11 protein-coding genes and 1 pseudogene are annotated in these 24,135 nt (G+C 38.9%); 5 read left to right on the top strand and 7 right to left on the bottom strand.

Annotated features, from left to right (window positions below; translation table 11 throughout):
- Positions 1–136, bottom strand: a pseudogene (locus CDG76_RS35125) (imidazoleglycerol-phosphate dehydratase); the annotation flags it as partial.
- Between the two features lie 54 nt (positions 137–190).
- Between CDG76_RS35125 and CDG76_RS35120 the strand changes: the two are divergent.
- The 3 genes from CDG76_RS35120 (at position 191) to CDG76_RS35110 (ending at position 5,343) form a co-directional block, all read left to right on the top strand.
- Positions 191–1,168 (top strand): ABC transporter ATP-binding protein, encoded by a 978-nt coding sequence (locus CDG76_RS35120; protein ID WP_094353433.1) that lies wholly within the window; start codon positions 191–193, stop codon positions 1,166–1,168.
- Positions 1,169–1,671: 503 nt separating this feature from the next.
- Positions 1,672–3,141, top strand: a complete 1,470-nt coding sequence (locus CDG76_RS35115; RefSeq protein ID WP_094353432.1) for a polysaccharide biosynthesis/export family protein — start codon at positions 1,672–1,674, stop codon at positions 3,139–3,141.
- Between the two features lie 816 nt (positions 3,142–3,957).
- Complete coding sequence (locus tag CDG76_RS35110; RefSeq protein ID WP_223265529.1) at positions 3,958–5,343, top strand: right-handed parallel beta-helix repeat-containing protein; 1,386 nt, start codon at positions 3,958–3,960, stop codon at positions 5,341–5,343.
- A gap of 505 nt (positions 5,344–5,848) precedes the next feature.
- Here the strand turns inward: CDG76_RS35110 and CDG76_RS35105 are convergent.
- The 6 genes from CDG76_RS35105 to CDG76_RS35080 all read right to left on the bottom strand — a co-directional run bounded on the left by CDG76_RS35105 (position 5,849) and on the right by CDG76_RS35080 (position 15,736).
- Entirely contained in the window at positions 5,849–8,077 is a 2,229-nt protein-coding gene (locus CDG76_RS35105) for a GumC family protein (protein WP_094353431.1), read from the bottom strand.
- A gap of 637 nt (positions 8,078–8,714) precedes the next feature.
- Positions 8,715–9,911, bottom strand: a complete 1,197-nt coding sequence (locus tag CDG76_RS35100) for a glycosyltransferase family 4 protein (RefSeq protein ID WP_094353430.1) — start codon at positions 9,909–9,911, stop codon at positions 8,715–8,717.
- A gap of 286 nt (positions 9,912–10,197) precedes the next feature.
- Positions 10,198–11,226 (bottom strand): O-antigen ligase family protein, encoded by a 1,029-nt coding sequence (locus CDG76_RS35095; RefSeq protein ID WP_223265528.1) that lies wholly within the window; start codon positions 11,224–11,226, stop codon positions 10,198–10,200.
- A 196-nt stretch (positions 11,227–11,422) separates the two neighbouring features.
- Positions 11,423–12,526 (bottom strand): glycosyltransferase family 4 protein, encoded by a 1,104-nt coding sequence (locus CDG76_RS35090; RefSeq protein WP_094353428.1) that lies wholly within the window; start codon positions 12,524–12,526, stop codon positions 11,423–11,425.
- Between the two features lie 80 nt (positions 12,527–12,606).
- Complete coding sequence (locus CDG76_RS35085; protein WP_094353427.1) at positions 12,607–14,040, bottom strand: oligosaccharide flippase family protein; 1,434 nt, start codon at positions 14,038–14,040, stop codon at positions 12,607–12,609.
- A gap of 253 nt (positions 14,041–14,293) precedes the next feature.
- The gene (locus CDG76_RS35080; RefSeq protein ID WP_094353426.1) at positions 14,294–15,736 is read right to left on the bottom strand and encodes a sugar transferase; all 1,443 of its coding nucleotides are present in this window, start codon (positions 15,734–15,736) and stop codon (positions 14,294–14,296) included.
- Positions 15,737–16,724: 988 nt separating this feature from the next.
- Between CDG76_RS35080 and CDG76_RS35075 the strand changes: the two genes are divergently transcribed.
- Positions 16,725–17,627, top strand: a complete 903-nt coding sequence (locus CDG76_RS35075) for a class I SAM-dependent methyltransferase (protein WP_094353425.1) — start codon at positions 16,725–16,727, stop codon at positions 17,625–17,627.
- 278 nt (positions 17,628–17,905) lie between these two features.
- Positions 17,906–23,857, top strand: coding sequence for an amino acid adenylation domain-containing protein (locus CDG76_RS35070; protein ID WP_094353424.1), 5,952 nt, complete (start codon positions 17,906–17,908; stop codon positions 23,855–23,857).
- The last annotated feature ends 278 nt before the right edge of the window (positions 23,858–24,135 follow it).

Genomic DNA, 24,135 nt, shown 5'->3' with positions numbered 1-24,135 from the left:
CCCAGTCTCCCTTGGCTTGGACATCTATATCAATCAGGCCGTGGGAGGCAATTTGATGCAACATGTGATCCAAAAACGGAACACCTGTTGCTGCTGTACAAGTTCCTCTACCATCCAGGTTGATGGTTATTATCAGCCTACCGGGTAACTTCTAATTAATATCAAGCTGGTAAATAGTGATTTAACCGAGATGAAGTCTGTTGCAGATGACTCTAATTCTCAACTTAATACGATAGACATTCCACCAGTAGTCCTAACTTCTGAGTTGCGAAAAGTCTATCGCACTGGTTTTTGGCTAAATCAAAAAGTCGTATCGCTCAAAAACTGTTCTTTAACGGTTTACAAAGGCGAAACCTTTGGTTTGCTGGGGCCAAACGGTGCTGGCAAAACCACCCTTTTAAAATTATTGCTGGGAATTATTCATCCCACCTCTGGACGAGGATCGTTGTTGGGTAAACCAATAGGCGATCGCAGTGTTAAGCAACATATCGGCTATCTACCAGAAAATCCCTATTTATACGACTATCTCACTGGCTGGGAATTTTTACAGCTTGCTGCTGGGTTATTCCAAATTCCCCAAAGTGTCCAACGCCAACGTATTCCCCAACTGCTGGAATTAGTGGGTTTATCGCAAGCCGATGCTCGTAAAAAGTTGCTGCGCCGCTATTCCAAAGGAATGCTACAGCGTGTTGGTATGGCACAGGCACTAATTAACGAACCAGATTTAGTTTTTCTGGATGAGCCAATGTCTGGTCTCGATCCGGTGGGACGCTACCAAATGCGAGAAATTATTCTGGCGCTCAAAGCCGCTGGTAAGACGATTTTTTTCAACAGCCACGTTCTTAGTGAAGTAGAACAGATTTGCGATCGCATTGCCATCCTCGCTCAAGGTGAACTAATTTGCTCTGGTTCCCTCAATGAACTCTTAGGTGGGAGAACCACATATCAAGTAAAAGGTCAAGGTGGTGACTGGGAAATTCTCAAAAAATGGATACCCACTCTCATATTTGAGCCTGATGGTTCCTGGCACGGTACACTACAAGATGATTACTATGATTTTCTTGCCAGTCTTCGTCTCATGGAAGGTAAAATTATCGCCATGAACTTGTCACGTCACTCCCTAGAAGAATTTTTTATTCAACAGATCCAAAGACAAACAACTCATTGAATTAGTCTTGTTGCCAAATAGTAAATTGTCGACTGGCTTAAAGAACAAAACCCAAATTCTGTCTTTTTAAGTTCTCTTTGCCCAACACAATCCACAAAAAATAAAATTCCGACATCTTTTCAAGGTTATTTGTATTTATTTAATGAACTTGTTCCTAATTTTAGTAGTCCCTTACTACTCATCACAGATTTTAAATGTCATCAAATTAACTTTGACAAGAAAACTTTATTCGTGACTACTTGATTGTTGGCTAACAGACAATTTCTTGTAGAAACTGGGTTTAGTTGCGTAAATCCTAGATTTTTTGATATTACTCTATTCAAGCAACATTAACTTTAAGCTAACTTCACTAAAAATTTAAGTTCAATAAACAAATTTCCTCCGGAAAATAACACTTTTCTAGGAAAATAAGAGTGTCGGGGAACTTGAATACTTAGGTATAGTCAAAATAAAAATGTTTAGACAGTACTTTATTGATCGTAGTTTCAGAGTCTCAGGTAAATATGCTTAACAAAAGTTTGTCTAAATTCCTAATTCAGCCAGCTGTAGGTATGGCTGTGTTAACTGCTGTCAATGCCGCTATGTCATCTGCCAGTTTAGCTCAGGGACAACCATTACCACCAACTACACAACCACCAATCACACAAACACAATTAGATACTAATTATTCATTAGGAGGCGGCGATCTCATTCGTGTAAATGTATTTGAAGTACCTGAATATACAGGTGAATACCAAATTCCCCCAGGTGGAGCAATCAACCTACCTTTAATTGGCAGTGTGTCGGTACTAGGGCTAACAACTGAACAAGCTTCTGACGAAATAGCTAGAAGATATGCTCGCTTCCTCAAACGCCCCTTAATCTCAGTCAATCTGTTGTCTCCTCGTCCCATCAATATTTTCGTTGCTGGAGAGGTGACACGTCCTGGAGCTTACACTCTAAGCTTGAGCGGAGGTGCCGGGAACAATCCAGGCGTACAATACCCCACTGTATTAGCCGCATTAACAACAGCACAGGGAGTGACTTTAGCTGCGGATGTTACTCAAGTTCAATTACGGCGTAGAATAGGACGTTCTTCAGAGCAAGCTGTCACCCTCGATTTGAAAGAACTCATTCAAACAGGCAGGCTATCGCAGGATATTACCTTGCGGGATGGAGACACTATAGTTGTGCCAACAGCCACCAACTTCAACGTGGCAGAATCTCGCAATATATTTGCATCCAACTTTGCCGCCAGTCAAACCACACCCCGCACAGTAACAATTATTGGTGAAGTTAACCGTCCTGGTTCATATCTTGTCACCCCAGCCAACACAGATGCACAGGGGGGCACAACCACTAATAGTGGTACTACCACTCCCAATGGTTTACCAAATGTGACACGGGTAATTCAATTAGCTGGTGGAATTACAGCACAAGCTGATGTGCGTAATCTCAAGCTACGCCGACCTACAAGAACTGGCTCAGAACAATCTATAGATATTAATCTTTGGCAACTGTTACAGAGTGGTGATGCCAATCAAGACATCATTGTGCAAGACGGAGATACAATTGTTATTCCGACAGCAACTGAAATTAACCCCGCAGAAGCGACTCAATTAGCTACCACTACTTTGTCTCCTACACGGATTCAAGTTGGTGTGGTCGGCGAAGTAAAAAAACCAGGCTTAACAGACGTTCAGCCAAATAGCTCTTTAAATCAAGCTATACTCGCTGCTGGCGGATTTAATGATGCCAGAGCTAGTAGTAAGGCTGTTGATTTGATTCGCCTCAACCCTAATGGTTCTGTCACTAAACGTATAGTAAAAGTGGATTTCTCCGCTGGGATTAATGAGCAAACTAATCCCATACTCCGCAATAATGACGTTGTGGTAGTCAATCGATCTGGTTCAGCTAAGACTGGCGATACCGTCAATACTATAACTGGACCTCTAGGTGTTATCTTTAATCTTTTGAACTTATTCGGACTCTAGTTTAAGAGATAGATGCAAATTGGGGGCGTTGGCTAACCGTCTTCGTCCCTAAAATTGCACTATCCTTTAATCAAAAGCAAGTTAAACACAGCAGATGTTACACAAGGCATCGCTTCTTGCAAATTGTGTTTTATAGCGGCTTCATACTGTTACGACAAGTCTGCTATGGCCGCTCTCTTGTGATTTGCCAATGTTCTAAGCTATCTGACTACTTTTATATATCCGTCCTTATAATAATTTTAAGTAATATTACTCGTAGAGAAATACTAGAAACTTTAAAACTCTTACTGTAACTTCATAATGTGCATTGATAGACTTTTGAAATCTTTATTGTAGGTACTCGGATTTCTTATGATAATGAGAATATTTTAGAAAGCAAATTCTGTAAATACTATTCAATAACTGCTTTTTAGTCATTTAGTGATTCTTATTATCATAAGAATTATTTAAGTAAATTAACTAATTGATGACAGATATACTATTTTAACCACAGATACCGCGTATACACAGTAGAATGATGTCGAATTGGAAATGACGCCATTTGTACGGTTGCTTGGTGTTCATCAATAGGGTAACTCTGGATACTGATATTTTTTATTCAGTGATTTTATCAGATGTTTGCGATTTTTTGGAACACAAGCTCAAAAGGTGGTTCAGCCATATTTACGCGAAAATGCGCAGGTTTAAACTTATAAAACCGTGTATAAACTTACAAGTGGCAGTGATACGACCGTATCTAATACTGGGTTATTAACTAAGGCTAGAGTTACTAACCGTTAACGATTGAGTTTTTGCAACATACCCTATTTTTTCCCTATGATGATTCATGGTTTCGGTTTTCTCAGTTTGAGCGCATCTCTTGTACTTCCCTGGGCATTAACAGGTCTGGTTCAAGGACAGAGAATAACAGAGTCTTTATTTAAAGATGTTCCTCAGCCATCCACTATTAAGGAAATACCACTACCTAGTCGCAAGCTGATCAGTGGTATTTCAAGTGCGACAACATACTATGTTAGTGGTAACGGAAACGACAGAAATAGCGGACTCTCTACCTCATCCGCTTTTAGGACACTTCAAAGGGCAGCAAACCTTACTAATCCTGGCGATACGGTACTTATTATGAACGGGCAATACAAGAATGGGCCCAAAAACGGTGCTGTACTAGGTATTAAACGTTCTGGAACTGCAAATGCATGGATTAAATATAAAGCATATCCTGGGAATTCTCCAAAAATTCAGCACAATACGTGGAATGGTATCTCGATTTCAAATGGAGCTTCATATATCGAGATTAACGGGCTGGAGGTTATAGGGAACAATGCTAATATCACCCGTAATTATGCCTTAAGCCAGAAATATAACACATCAAATCCGCTTACTAGCGGAAATTGCATAAGCATTGAGGGAGGAAACAAAGGCCGTTCTCGTCACATAAATATTCTGAACAACAAAGTGCATGATTGTGGAGGAGCAGGTATCTCAGCAATCCAAGCTGATTATGTGAAGGTGGATAATAACACTGTTTACAATAACGCTTGGTACACAGTTCATGGTTGCAGTGGCATTTCCATGCTTAATAATTGGAGTTCTGACAACAACCAGGGATACAAGATATTTGTAACCAATAACAGGAGCTACAACAATCGAATGTACGTTCCTTGGATTGGTTCCGGAACGATCTCAGACGGTAATGGTATTATTGTTGATGTTTCAAAAGGATATAGAGGACGAGTTTTAGTTGCGAACAATCTCACCTACAATAATGGCGGTTCAGGTATTCATTCCCATGATAGTCAGCATATCGATATTATCAACAACACGTCATATTTGAATCAGCAAAGTCCAGAAGTTAAAAAAAAGGGAAAGGGCGAAATTTATGCAGGTTATTCGTCTGATGTCAAAATTTTCAATAACATTATGTATCCTTCCCCTGGTAATGCTGCGAATAGCAATATGAAAAATGTCAACGTCAATTATAACTACAATGTTTATCCCAGTAATTCGACGATTAAGATTACAGGATCTAACGATATGATTGCAGATCCACAGTTTGTTAATCCCTCAGCTCGTGACTTTAGATTGAAATCAACAAGTCCGGCAATTAATAGTGGTTTAAAGTGGAGTAGTTTGAAAACCGATTTTCTAGGCAATCCTCGTGTGTCCGGCTCTGCAACCGATAGAGGAGCATACGAAAATCGGTAGCAGTTAAAAGTATGGCATTGGGTTGTATGGAAAAGTTCTTATTTATACAGATTTTTTGTCTACAACCCAATTGAAAACGGGCGAGGAAGAGCTACAAAGGAAAACAAAACGCTATAGTCAGACCGCAGAAACAAGCAAAGCAGAATACAGAAGCGGGGATTATGTGCGGCTACTGGAGAAATAGACCTGAAGTATTTGGATGAATCAGGGTTTTGTTTTGTGCATGGAGGTACTTTCGAGGCGAGCAAAAACCCTAATAAACCCAATTAAATTGGAGTGGCAATACCTGAAGAAATCGGACTACCATGCAGAAAATTATCTATAGCTCCTAATATAGCTTTTCCTATACTGGTAAAGATATACCTTATCCTATCTAGGATCGCTATATAATTATAAGTCCGGTTAATTACTTATTATTTCAAACTTCTTGCGTCTTTGCGTCAGTCTTTATTAATAAATATTTATCCGGACTTGATGTAACTCCTAAAATGATTTTTTAGAAGCTTTATTTCTTCGCCAGTCCCTTAAGCTCTTTTGTCAACTCTCTTGGTTTAAAATATTCGTGAGAATGATATCGATAACTACTAGATTCATTTTTATCAATGACTCCATTGACTACTAAACCTAGAACGTTGTAACTGGATCTCTCTAATATCTCTTGAGCAGCATTAGCACTGTTGGAATCAATTACTCCGGGTCGGGCTACTAACAAAATACCATCAGTCATTTGGCTTAAAGTCAAAGCATCGGCTGCCAAAAGCAGTGGAGGAGCATCAATAATTACAAAGTCATACTTGTACTGAGATGAGAAATTCTCAATGAGTGATGCCATCCGTTTTGAGTCAAGCAAAGCAAGTGGGTTGGGAGGTCTAACCCCAGCAGTTAAAACATCAAGGTTGTCCATTACCTGAGATACGGCAATTTCAAATTCAGCCTGGCCTACAAGAACCTCACTCAAACCAACTTCATTGGTTAATTGCCAGAGATGATGCTGAGAAGGAACTCGCATATCTGCATCAATTAGTAAAACTTTACGTCCTAGTTGAGCGATCGCTGCTGCCAAATTCGCTGAAACTGTAGACTTGCCTTCTTTCGGAATTGCACTAGTTATCACAATGGTTTTGAGCAAATTATCTGAACTTAAGAATTTCAGATTTGCTTGAATCATCCGATACATTTCACTCGTTAAAGAGTGAGGAGTATCCCTGACGGCAACTGTTTGAGATGTGAATTCTGCATTTGAATCACGGGAACGAAGCTTTTTAACAGATAAAGGAACAATTCCTAGCAGAGTATATCCAAATACATCTCTAATTTCTTTAAGTGTTTTTAGAGATCTATCTCTCATAGCGAGAAAGAGTATAGTTGTGGTGGCAAAGAATAAACCGAACATGACTCCTAGCACCAAGACAATTATTTTTTTGCCTAATGTAGGATCTTTGGGCACTAAAGCCTGAGCAATAATTCGGGAACTAGGGGTATTTGTATTTTCAACTAACTGTAATTCTTGAACCTTTTTCAATAGAGTTTGATAGGTCGATTCTGCAACTTCAACTTTCCGTTCTAACTCCCGCTGGTTTTGTGCCAACTGAGGTATAAGTTTCACCCGCTGTTCATAACTGACACGAGAATTATATAGAGAGGAGAGTCTTTGAGTTAAGCCAAAACGTTGTATTTCTGATTGCAGAAAGTTTTGTATCAGGCTTTGTCTGAGTTCTCCAATCTGCAATAGGCTTGTGGGAACTTGTGTTTGATTGCCAACAGTCTGACCAACTTGCTGTTGCAAGAGAGATTTTAAATTAGTTTTTTTTGCTTCTAAGTTAATAATTATAGGGTTGTCATCTAGAAAACGGCTGCGCTCAACCGCTAGCTGCCGATCGGTCTCTTGGAGTTGTGTAAGAATTCCTTGTACTGCTGGTGACTGACTGAGGGCACTCACAGCGATCGCTTCCTGAGAATTTAGCTCTACTTTCTTCCGCAGTTCACTGGTTTGGGCATTTACCTCATTCAGTTGAGCCTTGACAGTATTCATCTCATTGTCTAGATTTCCAATAGTCGCAACAGCTGATCTTGTCTCCTCTGATAAATCTGCAATCTGATGCTTTTGTTTAAATATACGTAGCGCTACTTCTGCATTATTAACAGCAGCTTGAGTCGTAGGAAGTTGCTTGGCCATAAACTGACGAGTCGCTCCTGCCTCAGAGCGATTTGTCAGAACATCATTTTCTAAATAAAACCTCATAACTGTGTTGACTACTGCCGCTGCTTCTTCAGGATCGTGACTGCTATAACTAATACGCAATACATCTGTCCCACCAACAATTTTTAGGTTCAGGGCTTTTTGTAGTGCTTTCACCTCCAGAGGTTCGCCTTCCTTGTCTTTGAGTTGTAGTTTGTCTATTGTCCGTTGCAACAAAGCTGGGGAAGAAATAACTTCTATCTGACTGCTTATGGGATTTTGAGTTGCTACCAATGGTTTCAAATCTCCTGAGTCTCCTCCTTCAGAGGTACCAGGGGAAAGATTATTGCCTGCTACTTTAAAACTGGGAACTCTGAATAACAGTTTTCCTTCTGCTTCATAGTCTGGCTTCAGAAATTTTGTAGATATAGCACTTAAAATAACTGTCGCCACAAATATACTAAAAGCAGGCACCCACCACCGTTTCAATATCAACAAGTAACGATTAAGGTCTAAATCAATAGATTCTCTAGATTCCATAGATTTTTCTGACATAAATCTTCCAACGTACAGGTCTTAAGCAAGAAACTCAAAATTGACTTATAACAGCCACAAACCAGTGCAATTTACAATACTGATTATGTATAATTTTACAATATAAAATATAGTATAGACCAATACGGTTCAGTTAAAGCTTAACTCTATATCAAAATCATTTTTTTAACGAACCGTCAAAGACGCAAGAAGTGCTTAACTGAACTGTATTGTAGTATATATTTAAGTTAAAAATTTAGTCGCCATGAGTACAAATTTGTAACGGTGGTGTGTATACCTTTATTGAGCAAAACCTTTGTTAATTTTGGGATTTGAGGTGAGTCAACTAGCTCCTAACTATAACTGCCGTCCCATAAATCAACCCTTTAGTAACAGGACGTTCAATTAAAAGTTTTTTGCATTAGCCATTAACCATTAATATTCATTCAAATTTATTTCTGGATTATCAAAGACTTTATTTTTTCCTTGGATATTATACGGCTATATTTCTTAGTCAGAGCAACTATCTTAGCCAAAGGCAAAATTTCAAAGTCAAGTAAAAAACTTGATCTTTAGTCAGTTTGTAATTTTTGACCATAAACATCTACTCATTACTCAACTCACTTACTTAATATAGTAATTCTGAAACTTAAAGTAGCTACCTACTTTGCCAAACTTTATCGTAAGCATCTAACAGTTTTGGAGCTTGATATTGCCATTCAAGAATCTCCTCCATTCTGCGTCGCCCCTCAGATCCGATCTTTTGTCTGCGTTCAGGAGAATCTAGAAGTTCCAAAATTTTCTCGGCAAATTCTACCTCATCGTTAGGCTTGGCATAAAGAGATGCTTCTTGTGCAGAACGTCTTCCCTCTCGCAAATCAAACTGGACAATTGCTTTTCCCATTGCCATGTATTCAAGGATTTTATTCATAGTGCAGTTTTCGTTATAAGCAGATGTTGGAGAAGGTTCTACACACACGTCGCAGCTGGAAAGTCGCTCTAAAAGTTCTTCACCTTGCTTAAACCCTGTAAATTCTACAAACTCATTCACTTCTAATTCTTTAGATAAGTCCTTGAGCTTTTCTGCCATAGGTCCACTACCAATTAGCATAAAGTGAATATCAGAGCGATTTTTTTCGTGGACAATGTAATATACCATTCTCAGGAGATAATCAATACCTTCTGGTTCTCCCATGACACCCATGTAACCTATCAAATAGTTTCTACCTCTACGGTAATTGGGGTTTGGAGGCATTCGGCGAAAGCGCGAAAGATCCGGCGCACTACGAACTACAAATACTTTCTCTGGTTTCTTGTGCCCACGCTTAAGAGCCACCTCTCGGTGTGACTCGTTCGTTGAAATTACCATGTCTGCTGTGGCATAGGTCAAGCGTTCAGCCCAGCGTAATCCATGATAAAAAATATCGCGTCGCCGATACTTAGCTTCATACATTTCCGGACTGAGGTCATGATGATCGAAAATAATAGATATACCATGAAATAATTTAAACCATGCTGCTACCAAGAAAAGTAAATCGGGCGGATTACAAATATGTATGACATCAAAACCACGCTCTCGCCATACCCTTTGAGCTAGACGGAATTGCCAGTTAATTGCCCAACTGTACTCTCGGAGATAGCCAATGACAGAACTTTCTTCCGGTGGTAGAGGATGACGGTAAATGTGAATCTGCTCAATAATTTCGTAATCTTTATCAAAGCCATTACCTGTAGGTGAAATTACGCTAACTTCATACCCAGCTTTTTGCAAAGTAGTTGCTTCCATCCATACCCGTCTATCAAAGGGAACTGGGAGATTTTCTACGATAATTAGTACTTTCTTCGGTGATGCCATAATAATTTCAATTTTTAATTAGTTTCGCAAGTAATTATTCACTCACTCGGTAAAATGGTCAAAACCCATAATTTATGGGTGATAGGCAGGGAAATATGAAACGTTACTTTAGTAAAACACTCACTTGTCAAGTCTAAAATATACCTTATTTATGTAACCTATAGTCATCCTTGGTGAAACTGGGTTGGACAATAAATATGTATGTCTACATCATAATAGCTATCAGTTTTGCGGTTACTAGGCGGTTACAGTTATGTTGATTAATCATCTGATTTTTAATTCATCTTTACATTCTGACTGAGAGAGATGCCGCCACATATAGTATCCAAGTCAAACTATTTGATTCCATCAAATTAGACTCAGTGAGGCTAGATAAGACTACAAATGTCATGTGTATAAGTGGCCAAATATCGAATGCTGTTTTACTACTACGCACCCAAGCAAATCCTTGCAGATAACTGCGCCAAAATCCTAAAAAGAATAATCCTAACCCTAAAAAACCCAGATCTAGGCAAAGAGCCAGATAGCCATTGTGGGGGTGGCTTGGCGTCCATCCAGCTGCAAGCCAAACATAGGCAGATTCGCCATTCCATCCTTGCCAGAATCCACCATAGCCATAACCAAGCCAAGGATGTTTCCAAATCATATCAATTACTAATGGCCACAACTCTGTTCGACCCGTCAGCGTCGCATCTTTGCCAATTGCACTGAACAGGATATCAGCATCGTTAGACAACCAAAAATATAAACTTTGGCTGATAGTAGCTATGATTATTAAGGTTGGTACCATGAACTGGTATGACCAGCGCCAAATTTGAAAAGCAAAAAATGTCAATATGAGAATTAATAGATTAATTAGAGATGAACCTGAAGACGCAAGGAGTAAAAGTAGTACTGACAAACAAAACCCACCCCAAAAAAGCCAATTACGTCTTTTATTTTGATAACCAAGGATAAAAAAAGTTATACTACTCGTTACCATTCTTGCTCCCAGACCGTTTTTGTGCGTGAATACTCCACGCCACTTTGAGCCACCCAAATCGCTCTGTATCCCGTATTTAGGCAGTGCTATAGCAAAAACGCAACTAAGTATAATAATAATTGCAAAGTTCCAAGCAAGTAAATGTAACTGTTGTTTTAAGCTATATCGCGAAGCAAAATATAGTCCAAATAAACTGGAATTAATGAGGGCAAAACTATTTTTTAATGTTGTTGATGGTTCAAAAGACCAAATAATAGAAACAGCTGCCAATAAAATTAAAGAATAAAGCAAAAAGCTTTTACTAAGTAAATAAAGAGTTTTCTTCCAACGCAAAACTAGTAGTACTACGGTAACTGCGTAGATTAAGGAAAAAATAATCCGTATCACAGAGCTATCATATTCTACTAAATCGTTCTGTCCTGCTCCTCCTGACAGTACAAGAACAAAGATTGCCCCTGAATACATCAATAAGCTGGCAATTGTGAATCCCTGTTCAGCAAAAATTAGTATTTTCCTCATAATAATTTAACTAATATTTATTTTGCATATTCAGTTCTTTATAATAAACTTGAGCTGTTTGAGCGGCAATATTTGACCAATTTAAATCTTCCTGACAACGAGCTACTGCCGCAGTTTGCATACGTTTTTGTAAATCGCGATCGCTTAACAAATAAATAATAGCATCAGCTAAAGATTGGACATCACAAGGTGGAACTAACAACCCATCTTTTTTATGCTGAATTATCTCACTTAATCCCCCTACTTCAGACGCTACAACCAGTGTTCCCATCCCATAAGATAAGGCTGCTACACCACTTTGAGAGGCTTCTATGTATGGTAAAACTGTTACTGTACTGCGTTGAAATAGATTACTTACTTCTTCAAGAGGTATAAAGTCATTGATAATTTCGTAGCGTTTCTCATCATAACCATTAGGAAAATATTGTATGATATTTTCTCCCCGTCCAGCGATAATCAGCTTGACTTCAGGTATACGTTCAGCAATTAAAGGCATAGCCTGAAGTAAATATTTCAATCCTTTGTAGGGCCAGATGCGTCCAAAAAATAGTAATGTATTTGGCTCACGAGTCTGACTATTCTTCTTGCCGCGACGCTGATACAAACTACCAAGTTCCCCATGTGGCAAAACATTAACTCGCTCTTGAGGTATACGAAATTGTTCAGTTAGAATCTTTTTTAGTTGATGAGTATGAACAATCAATTGTTGGGAACGATAGAAGGCAATACGTCTGGTATACTCTGAACCGAATACAGCCATGCTATCTCCTGGGTGACGGAATATGTCGTGGATAGTTGTCACCAGTGGCGGCATTTTGTTGAGTAACAAAGTCCAATCATACCAAGGATCGTTAGTTTCTTGCACGTGCAAGACATCTGGCTGTATGTCTTTGATAATACGCATCATCGCGTACATGGACAATAGGTTGCGTGGGTCGCGAATCCGTGGTTTTTTAAAGCTAATTACGCGGATACTGGAATCAAGAACATTGCTACACACATTTGATATTTTTTCTGGGTGAATTAGCGTTAAATCAACATGTTTAACCAGACTGTTTGCTAATTCAATGGTGTAATCTTCAAAGCCAAAATGCAATAAAGCAACCTTAATCATAATTAAAATTATCCCCTCACCTTAAATTATTTATTTCATCAATTTTTATGAGTTAATGATAAGAATTTATCGGAAACTAATTACTGTGATTTTAATAATTTGAACCATAAAAAACGAAACCCTCCAAAGGCACGAATCCCTAAATAAATCACAAATAAAGCATAGGCACAAGTTGAAATAATTAGAGTTAATATGAAGTCTAAGTTAAGCTTTTGTAATAATATTAATATAGGTAGCATTAAAATAGTTATTATTAATGGTCGGCGGATAATTCGCCATAAATTTAATGGAAATAGGCGAGTATAGGTGAAATAAATATACTGGCTAAAACCAGAAATAGTCATTAATAATGCCATTAAAGCTGCACCTAGTAACTTATAGTGCGAAACTAATATCACACCTCCTAAGCTCCCTAATGTAGTGGTAATAACTACTTCACGTAGGTTCACTATCTCGAAACCATTGGCTACAAGTAAATAAGTCAGTGAGCGTGTAAACGGCAAAAAAACGAGTGATGCAGCGCTTATCATAAGAGCTATATTTGCTTCAGCAAAGCTAGCATTATAGAGAAAAACTAATAAATCTTTGCCAAATAATAAGATTCCAACAAATAAGGGCAATGCGATGATTAGTAGGATTTCGATAATATTTTCAGCTATCTGCCTCTGCTTTTCTCGTCCTTGCTCTACTGCCTTTGAAAGTCTGGGAAATATTGCTAAACCTATACTGTTAGCAATAATCATAAAGGGTTGTAATAATTGTGTTATGCCGCCAAATAAACCTACTAAAATCTCATTTCCTAACAATGAAAGTATCAATATTTGAATTCTGCCACTTACTACAGCTATTGCTTCAATAGCAAAAAATGTACGTGCACTTTTGATTGTATTAAAGACAAAACTCCTATCAATTTGCCATTGCATTTTTACTAATCGAGCGATAAAAATCCATTCAATTACCAAAATTAGTGTTTCTGAAAAAACTAGGATCGCCCCCAAATATTCAATTCCATATTTTAGTTGCATCGCCCAAATCATTATTATTAGGCGTAAAATATAGACTGGCACTGTAGCGATCGCAATCAGATGCATCTTTTCTTTAGCTTGAAAAATTGCCTCTGTTATATTAGAAAGCGCAAAGGGAATGATCGTTAAACCCATTATGTAACAAACAGTCGAGGTTTTGGAACTATAGGGAAGTAAAAATACTACAATCACCAATGCCGCATAACTAAAAAAACTAAATATTAACTGTAGGCAAGTACCACTGATTAAATAGACTGGTGTTTTTTGTGGCTCACGAGCTAGTTCTCTAGTAAACAATGTTTTTAGCCCTTGTGAAGCAATGCCCACAAAGATAAAATAGTAGCTATATGCTAGTAGATACTGCCCTAAAGCTTCAGCTCCTAGAGTACGAGCAATAGAAGCGGTTAATACAAAAGCTGTAACACTTTGTGCTAACCGATTGAGTATCATTGAGAAGGAATTACTTATGAATTTGTACTTTTCTACCATTCTTAATAATTCTTAATTCAGCTTAATTCTTTTATTTTGAGTCACCACAATTTTTTATCGGATATATCCTTATAGATTTTTCGATAGCATCCTCAAACAAAACAAGTAACTAATTACTCAGTAATGTAGAAAGTAGAAAAATCTAAATTTAATTTAATCCGCTATAAATTAAACTGAACACTGCAATAAATTTATCGATTGATACGGAAAGTAAATTCTATAATCCTAGCCGTCATGCTAGAGATTGTTTCTGTTAGTAAGCACCATCTTTTTTCAAAACCACCATAACTGTTTTAAGGAGAATTTCAAAGTCTAACCCAAGCGACCAATTTTCGATATAGCTAATATCTAGATGAATCACTTGTTCAAAATCTAAAATATCTGAGCGACCTGAGACTTGCCAAAGACCTGTAATACCAGGTAAAATTTCATGCCGAATAAAATGGTGTTCAGAAAACTTTTCGACATCTCTGGTGGGTAAAGGTCGAGGTCCTACTATACTCATTTCTCCAAGGATAACGTTAAAAAGTTGAGGTAATTCGTCTAAACTGTAACGACGGAGAAATTTTCCAACACGGGTAATGCGAGGATCATCTTTAATTTTAAAGATAATTCCATCTTTTGTTTCATTTAAAGCTTCTAATTCTTTCTGTAATTTTTCCGCATCAGACCTCATCGTTCTGAATTTCCATACTTTAAACTGTTGACCATGTAAACCTATACGCGTTTGTCTGTAGAATACTGTGCCTGGAGAGTCAAGTTTTATAGCTATAGCTATAGCTATATAAACCGGGAATAATAACATTACAAATAAAGTCGCAAAACAAAAATCACAACTACGCTTTATCCAAAAATCTTTACCTGTAATTATCGGACAATCCAAACTCAGACAAGGCATTCCCCCTATTTTGTTGAATTGTACGTTTTTATAAATTGGTTTTAATTCCATCGGTAAAATATGTACTTGTATCCCAGATGCTTGAAATAACCAGCACAAAAACATTCTATTTTTTAGCGCATCCCAAGATATAAAAACTTCTGTCACTCCTAGTTGATTAAGCTGAGTCAATGTTTGCTGACGCTGATATCTGTCTAGTGAATTAGCATTCGCCGTTCCAGATATAATGTAATGCTTTTCTTTTTTTATAAAACTCGCAATCTGCTCGTGATCTTGAGGATCGCAAATAATAAAAACAGAAGAACGAACTATTTTTTTCTGCTTGCGTAGATATTCAAGAGTAATATTTACAGCGTATCTACCAGTACAAACAAAAAATATACTTAGCAACCAAGGCAATAATATTAATCTGGGACGTGTGATATCAATAACTGGTTTATACAAAAAACTAACTAAAAGGATTAATCCATGAGCAAAAGTTAGCGATTTGATAATATTGAAATAGTCATAGCGTTTTTGACCTTCTCGATAAATACCTTCTATAGCTAGCGATCCTATTTGAATCCCAATAGCTGTTAAGATTGGTAAATAATGAATCGGTATATACCAATAAAAATGTCCATAAGTAGATTGATATGCTGCTAAAACCCAAGCTAGAAATAAAAGAGTGCAGTCTACTAAGAATAATGTTGTTAATCTCAACCACCATGAACCCTTACGTACCGTAACAAATGTCGATGCACGTAAATCCAAAGGTACTTCACTGAATTTATTTGTTGTAATGCTTTGATTACTCATAGTTAGGAACACTTGATGTAGGTAAAATTTGATAGGATCTTAGATATACAAGAGAATTTGGGTATCTTACTATTTTTATTTACAAAGGAAACTTGACTTTTTATTCTAGTCTTAACAATTCTCTTCGGAGGAACTTTAAGTTCTTTATCAAAAGCATCCTCCAGGGTCGGTTTGAGTGCCGTTACTACCGAAATACCTAGGTTTGATTGCAGCTTATAATCACAATTTTAGTCTGTAAAAATTAATGAAAAAAGTATTTCTTGTCCAACTTTAGATTAGTAGTTAATCAAAACTGCTGATGTTAACAGTCAAGCAAGTAGGCAAAATAAAAATATTATAATTTTTCAGGTTACTAATACATCCATCAGCTGAATTAATTATGGATATCGCAGATATGTTGGAGAGTTTTACTTCATTCGAGGTATAGAATGATTGATATCACCTCAAAAATTACTCTAGCATATTTACTTGGACTGATTCAGCTTTGAATATAAAGTTGTCTTATTGAATTGATTTTTTTTACGCATAATTACTGATTAACAAAACCTACACATAACTTATAACAAAATGCATTAAAAATTTGACATTTGTAACAAAAGTTTACATTTTTGAATATTTATGGTTAAACTTGAGTCAGTTTCATAGACATTTCTAAATGAAGTCTTAAAAGGGCAACAACCTTAACGACGAGACTGTAGTTTAGAGTAGAAGACTGATGTTACAAACGTAGTTGGATTTTATAAGGTTAGCCTAAATTCTTCAAAAAAATAATATTACGACTTTACATTAATTTTATATAATTAGAGACAAAATGAAGATTTTGTAAAAACTATTTTTCATTCAGTAGATTTTACTGAGATAGGATAATGTACTTTTATAATTGCGTGTAAGTGTTTGTGTTTGTTGGCTAAAACAAAAATTTGATTTTTTGGATTCAATTGTAATAATTTAGAGTTTCATTTCAATCAATAAAACACGGGGTGAAAGTATGGTGACTAGTAAATTAGATATATTAGATCGATTGGGCAGGTTTTTAACCAGTAAAAAGTGGAGTTTTCTGACAAATTTGCGTCTCAACAATTTAGAAGTTAATAAAATTTTACGAACCACAAATGATTCGGAAATAGGAAAAGCACAGACAGAAATAAGCAATTTATCTTTTTCTGAAAAAGATTATAGGAATTTTATAAATTCAGATGTACTGAGTAAATATAATCAGCTTGATTATATCCATTCCAAGCCACTTGAATATCTGACGACAATGACTCTGTTAGATTTGAAAGAGGGTGATAAAATACTCGATGCTGCTGGTGGTGAAAAAGCTGAATATATAAAGGCTTTAATGGCAGTTTCGGACTTCAACTTGAATGCTTACTGTCAAGACTCTTTATTGGATGGAAAAGTCACAGATGGAATTAAGTACATTGGTGGCTCTATTGATGCGATCCCTCTCCCAGATGAATCTTTAGATGGAATTAGCTGTCATCACTCTTTTGAGCATTTTCGAGATGATTTGGATATTAAGTTTATTAAAGAGGCAGTACGTTTATTGAAAGTTGGCAGAAAACTTGTCATTGCACCGCTATTTTTAACTAACGAATATGCAGAAATCTGGAACAATAAACGGATTCAGAAGCCCAATCTTGACAAAGCAATCACAATTTTTGACAATACTGCAAGCTTTGCTGGATGGGGTGCATATGAAGGCTTTGCTAGAACTTATAGTCCTGCTGCATTTAAAACAAGAATTATTGATAATTTACCGAGCAACTGCCATGCAAAAATCTACAAAGTTATTGTAGATGGAAAACCTGTGCCAGACCTCCAAAAAAATTATCATCAACCTCTACTCAATGCAGAAATGAAGGCACTGGTAATAGTCAAAAGCTAAATAGCAACTTTTGAGTTTGGTAAGTGTTATAGCAATTTACAATTGCTTAGAGTCCAAACAATTAGTAGGGGTAGGGGCGCGCAACATATCTGTGTGCTCCTAGCGTCTGTATCATTCAAGATTGCTATATGTCGGTTATGTGATAATTAATAGTATTCTGCTCATTTTCTAAAGATTGGCGGCTGTATTTGCTCATATCTTTTTTAGTCATAAACCTTTAATTATTTACGTCCTCATAAACTTTAATTATTTATGCCCACTGGAACTTAATATACAAAATGCAGATAAATAGTCAGACATCAGAATATAAGCAAAATATTACCTTAAATACCTTAACTAATATCATCGGCACTCAAGTTTTACAAGAATTGAATGACACCCAAGTAGTTCATCATCAGGATCTGTGCATTCATCAAATGTTTGAGATGCAAGTGGAGCGATCGCCCCAAGCAATTGCGGTAGTATATGAAAATACAGAACTTACTTATCAGCAGTTAAACCAACGGGCGAATCAACTAGCACACCACCTACGTACTTTAGGCGTTGGGCCAGAAGTACTTGTAGGTATATGCCTAGAGCGCTCCTTAGAGATGATTATAGGACTACTGGGCATTCTCAAAGCTGGAGGCGCTTATGTGCCTTTAGATCCGGCATATCCCTCAGAACGTTTAGCTTTCATCTTGGAAGACACCCAGACACCAGTATTGTTAACCCAAGAAAAATTGGTCAAAAACCTACCACTGCATCAGGCGCAAGTGGTTTGTCTGGACTCAAACTGGCAAGAGAATATTCAAAACAGTCAAGAAAATCCTGTAAATGAGACGACGGCTGATAACCTCATTTACGTAATCTATACATCTGGCTCTACAGGACAACCCAAGGGTGTAATGATCCCTCACCGTGGCATCTGCAATCAACTCCACTGGAAGCAAACTACTTTTGGATTAACTCATGCAGACAAAGTTTTACTAACTATTTCTTTTAGCTTCGACCCCTCAGTGTGGCAGATATTTTGGCCATTGTGCTTTGGGGGGCAATTGTTCATAGCTCGCCCTGATGGACATCAAGACACAGCCTACCTTGTGAAGGTGATTACTGAGCAGCAAATCACTGTTCTGGCTTTAGTACCTTCCATACTGCGTGTCTTGTTGGAAGAGAGGGGAATTGAGAATTGCCGCATCAGACACATTACCTGTGGCGGTGAAGCTTTACCTGGCGAACTTATAGAACGCTTCTTTGCCAAACTGAATTTGGACAATGTTTTATATAATTGTTATGGGCCAACAGAAGCTTCAATTGATACCACTTTCTGGACTTGCCAGCGCGGTACTAATTATGCTATGGCTCCCATTGGTCGTCCGATTACCAATGCAGAGATTCACATCCTTGATGAAAATTTGCAGCCAGTGCCTATTGGTGAATCAGGTGAACTGCACATTGGCGGTATTGGTCTAGCGCGAGGCTATCTTAACCGTCCAGAATTGACCAAAGATAAGTTCATTTTTAACCCTTTTAGCTCTGAACCTGGGGCACGCCTTTACAAAACTGGAGACTTGGCACGTTATTTGAGCGATGGTAATATCGAGTTCCTTGGGCGGATTGACCACCAAGTTAAAATACGTGGCTTCCGAATTGAATTAGGAGAAATTGAAGCCATACTAGCTCAACATCCGGCACTGACACAGACTTTAGTTATAGCCAGAGAGGATGTGCCTGGGGACAAGCGACTCGTGGCATATATTGTTGTTGCCAGTCCAGAGCAAATTCCTAGTCAGGCTGAATTGCGTCGCTTTTTAGAAACTCGGTTGCCTGAATACATGGTGCCTAGTTTCTTTGTATTTTTGGACACTCTACCATTAAATCCCAACGGTAAAATAGACCGCCGCGCCTTACCTGCACCGGATACATCTGATATTAGGCTGTCAACTAACTTTGTTCTACCTCAGAATTCGACAGAAGAAGTCTTAGCTGGCATTTGGGCGAAAGTTTTGTGTCTGGAACAAGTAGGCATCCACGACAATTTTTTTGAATTGGGAGGTCATTCACTGCTGGCCACTCAAGTGATGTCTAGAGTTCGCCAAGCTTTTCAAATAGAAATACCATTGCAACTCTTATTTGAGAATCCCACGATCGCTACTTTAGCTCAAGCAATTGCCCAAAACCAAACTCCAGAAAACGATCCCCAAAATCAGACTATTCCCCAAATAGCCAACCGGGAATCAGCGCCTTTATCCTTTGCCCAACAGCGAGTCTGGTTTTTGGAGCAGTTGGAACCTAACAGCGCAGCATATATCGTCTCCAATGCACAGCGCTTAACGGGCAAGTTAAATGTGGGTGTATTGCAACAGTCACTAGATGCGATCGTTGTCCATCATGAGGCATTGCGAACCAACTTTATTACATCACCTGATGGTAGCCCCATACAAGTAATTAGCACACCTCGGTCAGTAGAACTCAAAATTATTAAGGTAACAAAAGATCGAGTAGAATTTCTCCTCAATCAAGAGGTGCAACGCCCCTTCAACTTAGAATCTGACTTGATGTTGCGAGCTACTTTGCTCCAGGTAGACGAACAGGAGCATATACTCTTGTTAATGATGCACCACATCGCCTCAGATGGCTGGTCAATCGGTATTCTCTGGCAGCAGCTAATAGCGCTTTATGAAGCCTTTTTGAACAGTAAGCCTTCTCCCTTGGCAAAATTGCCCATTCAGTATGCGGATTTTGCTGTGTGGCAGCACCAATGGCTATCAGGTGAGGTACTTTCCAAGCAAATTAACTATTGGAAAACCCAATTAGCAGGTGCTAATACTGTACTGGAATTGCCTACCGACCGACCACGGCCACCAGTGCAAACTTACCAAGGAGCAGCCCAATCTCTGATGCTACCGCAGACTTTGAGTGCATCACTCACAGAACTCTCGCATCAGGAGGGTGTCACTCTATTCATGATATTGCTGGCAGCCTTTGGGACAATACTGCACCGCTACACTGGCCAAGAAGACATTCTTATCGGTTCTCCCATTGCCGGACGTAACCGTTCTGAGATTGAAGAGTTAATTGGATTTTTTATTAACACCGTTGTTTTACGCACTGATTTTGCCGAGAACCCCAGTTTTCGTTCAGTGCTAAATCGAGTCCGCCAGATGGCATTAGATGCTTATGCCCATCAAGATATGCCCTTCGAGAAACTGGTAGAAGAACTACAACCAGAGCGAGATACCAGTCGCAACCCACTATTTCAAGTGTGGTTTAATATGCTCAACTTAAGGGACATCCAACTGGAACTACCTGGAGTGGCTATCGAACCAGTCTCTATCCTAGAAACAGCTTCTAAGTTTGACTTAACCCTTTACGTTACAGAACAAAATCAAGGAATCCAACTTGATTTAGTCTACAACACGGATCTGTTTACTTCAGAACGGATGATGGAAATGCTTCATCAATTCCATCACTTGCTAAATCAAATTGTTGCTGCTCCAGAGAGACAGATTAGTTTGTATTCCTTGGTGACACCAGAAGCACGACCTTTGCTGCCAGAGCCAAGGGCGGTTTTGCCAGAACCACAGTATGAATTGACGACAACAATGTTTACCTCTTGGGTAAATCGTACCCCAGAACATTCATCACTTCGTCAAGGATTTCGCACTTGGAATTATCGGGAATTGGGCAAAATCGCTCAAACCTTAGCACAGGTTTTGTTATCTCACGGAGTAGAGCGGGGAGATGTCGTAGCCGTGTTTGGGACACGCAGCTTTGGGCTAATTGCCAGTATGCTGGGCGTACTTTTGAGTGGCGGTGTGTTACTCACCCTCGATCCGAAACTTCCCAGCCAACGCCAGAGGCTGATGCTACAGGAAGCTAAAGCTAAATACATATTATATATTGATGGTCAGCGTCCAGAAGACGAAAAGATAGGGGAGTCTTTAACTAGCATCTGTGTTAACCCAGACACAGGAGAAGCCATAAATACCCAAAAGAGTATTGAAGCAGTAAATCTACCTGAAATCACTGCCGACGATGCAGCTTATGTTTTCTTTACTTCCGGCACTACTGGTGTACCGAAAGGTGTGCTGGGGTGTCATAAAGGGTTGGCGCATTTTCTGAACTGGCAGCGACAGACCTTTGAAATTAATCAGCAAGACCGCGTTGCCCAATTAACTGGTCTTTCTTTTGATGTCGTTCTTAGAGATATTTTCTTACCTTTAACTAGTGGTGCAACCCTATGCTTGCCAGAAGAAGAGGATAACTTAGAACCGACGAGAATTCTGCGTTATTTGGAAAATGAGCAAATTTCTGTACTGCATACAGTTCCTTCGCTGGCGCAATTATGGTTAGCGAATGTGCCGTCAGGAGTATCTTTACGTAACTTACGCTGGTTATTCTTGGCTGGAGAACCTCTGAAAGAAACCCTTGTAGTTCGCTGGCGGGATGCTTTTCCCGAATCAGGTGAAATAGTTAATCTCTACGGCCCGACAGAGACAACCTTGGCAAAGTGTTATTACCGAGTACCTGTTGAGTGTAGCCCTGGTGTACAGCCAGTTGGATTGCCGCTCCCTCAAACCCAAGCACTGGTTTTCACACCAAATGACCAACCATGCGGCATCGGTGAACCCGGCGAGATTGTAATCCGAACTCCATTCCGCAGTTTGGGCTATATCAATGCCCAGCAAGAAAACCGTTCTCGGTTTGTCAAGAATCCTTTTCGGAACGATCGCCAGGATTGGCTTTATTATACAGGCGATCGCGGATGCTATCGTCCAGATGGCTCTCTAGAAATTCTCGGTCGCCGAGATCATCAAGTCAAGATCCGGGGAATACGCATTGAGCCAGGGGAAATTGAAACGGTGTTAGCCCAACACCCAGATGTACTCCAGACTGTAGTGATTGCTCGTGAAGATGTTCCTGGCGATCGACGTTTGGTAGCTTATATTATACCGAATCAAGAATCCGTAATTGTAATTACTGATATCCGGGGCTTCCTCTCGACAAAATTGCCACAATACATGGTACCTTCGGCTTTTGTCTTGCTGGACACCATGCCCTTAACCCCCAATGGCAAGGTAGACCGTCGTGCATTACCTGCACCAGACTTATCGAGGCAAGAGTCAGAAGCCAGCTTTCTTGCTCCCCGCAATGAAGTGGAAAGCCAGTTAACCCAGATTTGGGAACAAATTTTAGGTGTCCAGCCCATTGGTGTTAGGGATAACTTCTTCGAGCTAGGAGGACATTCTATCCTAGCAGTAAAACTGTTTTGGCAAATTGAAAAGACATTTAGTAAAAACCTGCCACTTGCCATTCTCTTCCAGTCAGGGACTGTAGAGGCTCTAGCCAAAATAATCTGCCAAGAAGAAGATTTAACAACAAACTCGGCTTTAGTAAAAACCTTAGACCAATCAAAATCTAGCTGGTCATCCCTAGTAAAAATTCAACCCAACGGTTCTAAGCCACCTTTTTTCTGTATTCACGGGCTGGGTGGAGAAGTCTTATGTTTCCGTGAATTGGCATTGCATCTGGGGACAGAACAACCATTTTACGGATTACAACCACGGGGACTAGATGGAAAACACCCTCTTCATACCCGCATTGAAGATATGGCAGCGCACTACATTCAAGAAATTCAGACCCTTCAACCTCATGGCCCTTATTTTCTCGGAGGTTATTCTTTTGGGGGTTCAATTGCCTTCGAGATGGCTCGGCAACTCCAAAAGCAAGGCGAACAAGTTGGCATTTTAGTTATGCTTGATAGTTGTCGTCTAGGTTATAGCTGGCAGGCGCCATTTCTCAAGCGAGTTTTTTTGCATTTAAATAATATTGTTCAACAAGGGCCTAACTACGTTTGGCAAAAGGTTGTGAGATGGAGTTATTGGCGTCAGCAAGAACTGCAAAATACATATAACCGTTACTTGGAAGACGTACTTCATGTACCTGAAACTGACAAGCATTTAAAGGTTATAGATACTAACACTCAAGCCCTGAGTAACTATATTTTTTCACCTTACCTTGGTCGAGCTATTCTTTTACGAACAGAGGATAAAAATCGGGACGAAGCTATAGGCACAGAATACGATCCTCAATTTGGCTGGGGCGACCTAGTAGTTGGAGGATTAGATATTCATTACCTTCCCGGATCTCACCTTGACATACTTAAAGAACCCCATGTACAAGTGTTAGCTGAAAAATTGAGAAATTGCTTAACTCAGGCGCAGTCTCAGATTGCAAAAAATTAATTTGAACTTTTTTGCTAGTTCACCCTCGCACAACTCAGCACTGCTGGGTTGTTTTGCCATTTCTTGGTCTAAACTTGAGAAAGTGGTAACTACGATGAGATAATTAGTCTGTGGAACTGGAATATTGGTAAAAATCCAATAACCAAAAGACCTGACCGATTTAAGAATGCGATGAATATTGCTAGTGTCACAGATTGAACAGAGGGAATGATTGTGGCACTGAAAGCTGGAATGACTATCGTTTTTAGATTTTAAGTTGGTAAGCAATCCACAATCCA

The sequence above is a fragment of the Nostoc sp. 'Peltigera membranacea cyanobiont' 210A genome (assembly GCF_002246015.1).
In the GTDB taxonomy this organism is placed as follows: Bacteria; Cyanobacteriota; Cyanobacteriia; order Cyanobacteriales; family Nostocaceae; genus Nostoc.
This window is presented reverse-complemented; position numbering and strand designations above follow the sequence as displayed.

Coding starts and splice junctions, on each gene's coding strand:
- CDG76_RS35070 (WP_094353424.1), top strand. CDS start 17,906: ATGCAGATAAATAGTCAGACATCAGAATATAAGCAAAATATTACCTTA.
- CDG76_RS35075 (WP_094353425.1), top strand. CDS start 16,725: ATGGTGACTAGTAAATTAGATATATTAGATCGATTGGGCAGGTTTTTA.
- CDG76_RS35085 (WP_094353427.1), bottom strand. CDS start 14,040: ATGGTAGAAAAGTACAAATTCATAAGTAATTCCTTCTCAATGATACTC.
- CDG76_RS35105 (WP_094353431.1), bottom strand. CDS start 8,077: ATGTCAGAAAAATCTATGGAATCTAGAGAATCTATTGATTTAGACCTT.
- CDG76_RS35100 (WP_094353430.1), bottom strand. CDS start 9,911: ATGGCATCACCGAAGAAAGTACTAATTATCGTAGAAAATCTCCCAGTT.
- CDG76_RS35120 (WP_094353433.1), top strand. CDS start 191: ATGAAGTCTGTTGCAGATGACTCTAATTCTCAACTTAATACGATAGAC.
- CDG76_RS35080 (WP_094353426.1), bottom strand. CDS start 15,736: ATGAGTAATCAAAGCATTACAACAAATAAATTCAGTGAAGTACCTTTG.
- CDG76_RS35115 (WP_094353432.1), top strand. CDS start 1,672: ATGCTTAACAAAAGTTTGTCTAAATTCCTAATTCAGCCAGCTGTAGGT.
- CDG76_RS35110 (WP_223265529.1), top strand. CDS start 3,958: ATGATGATTCATGGTTTCGGTTTTCTCAGTTTGAGCGCATCTCTTGTA.
- CDG76_RS35090 (WP_094353428.1), bottom strand. CDS start 12,526: ATGATTAAGGTTGCTTTATTGCATTTTGGCTTTGAAGATTACACCATT.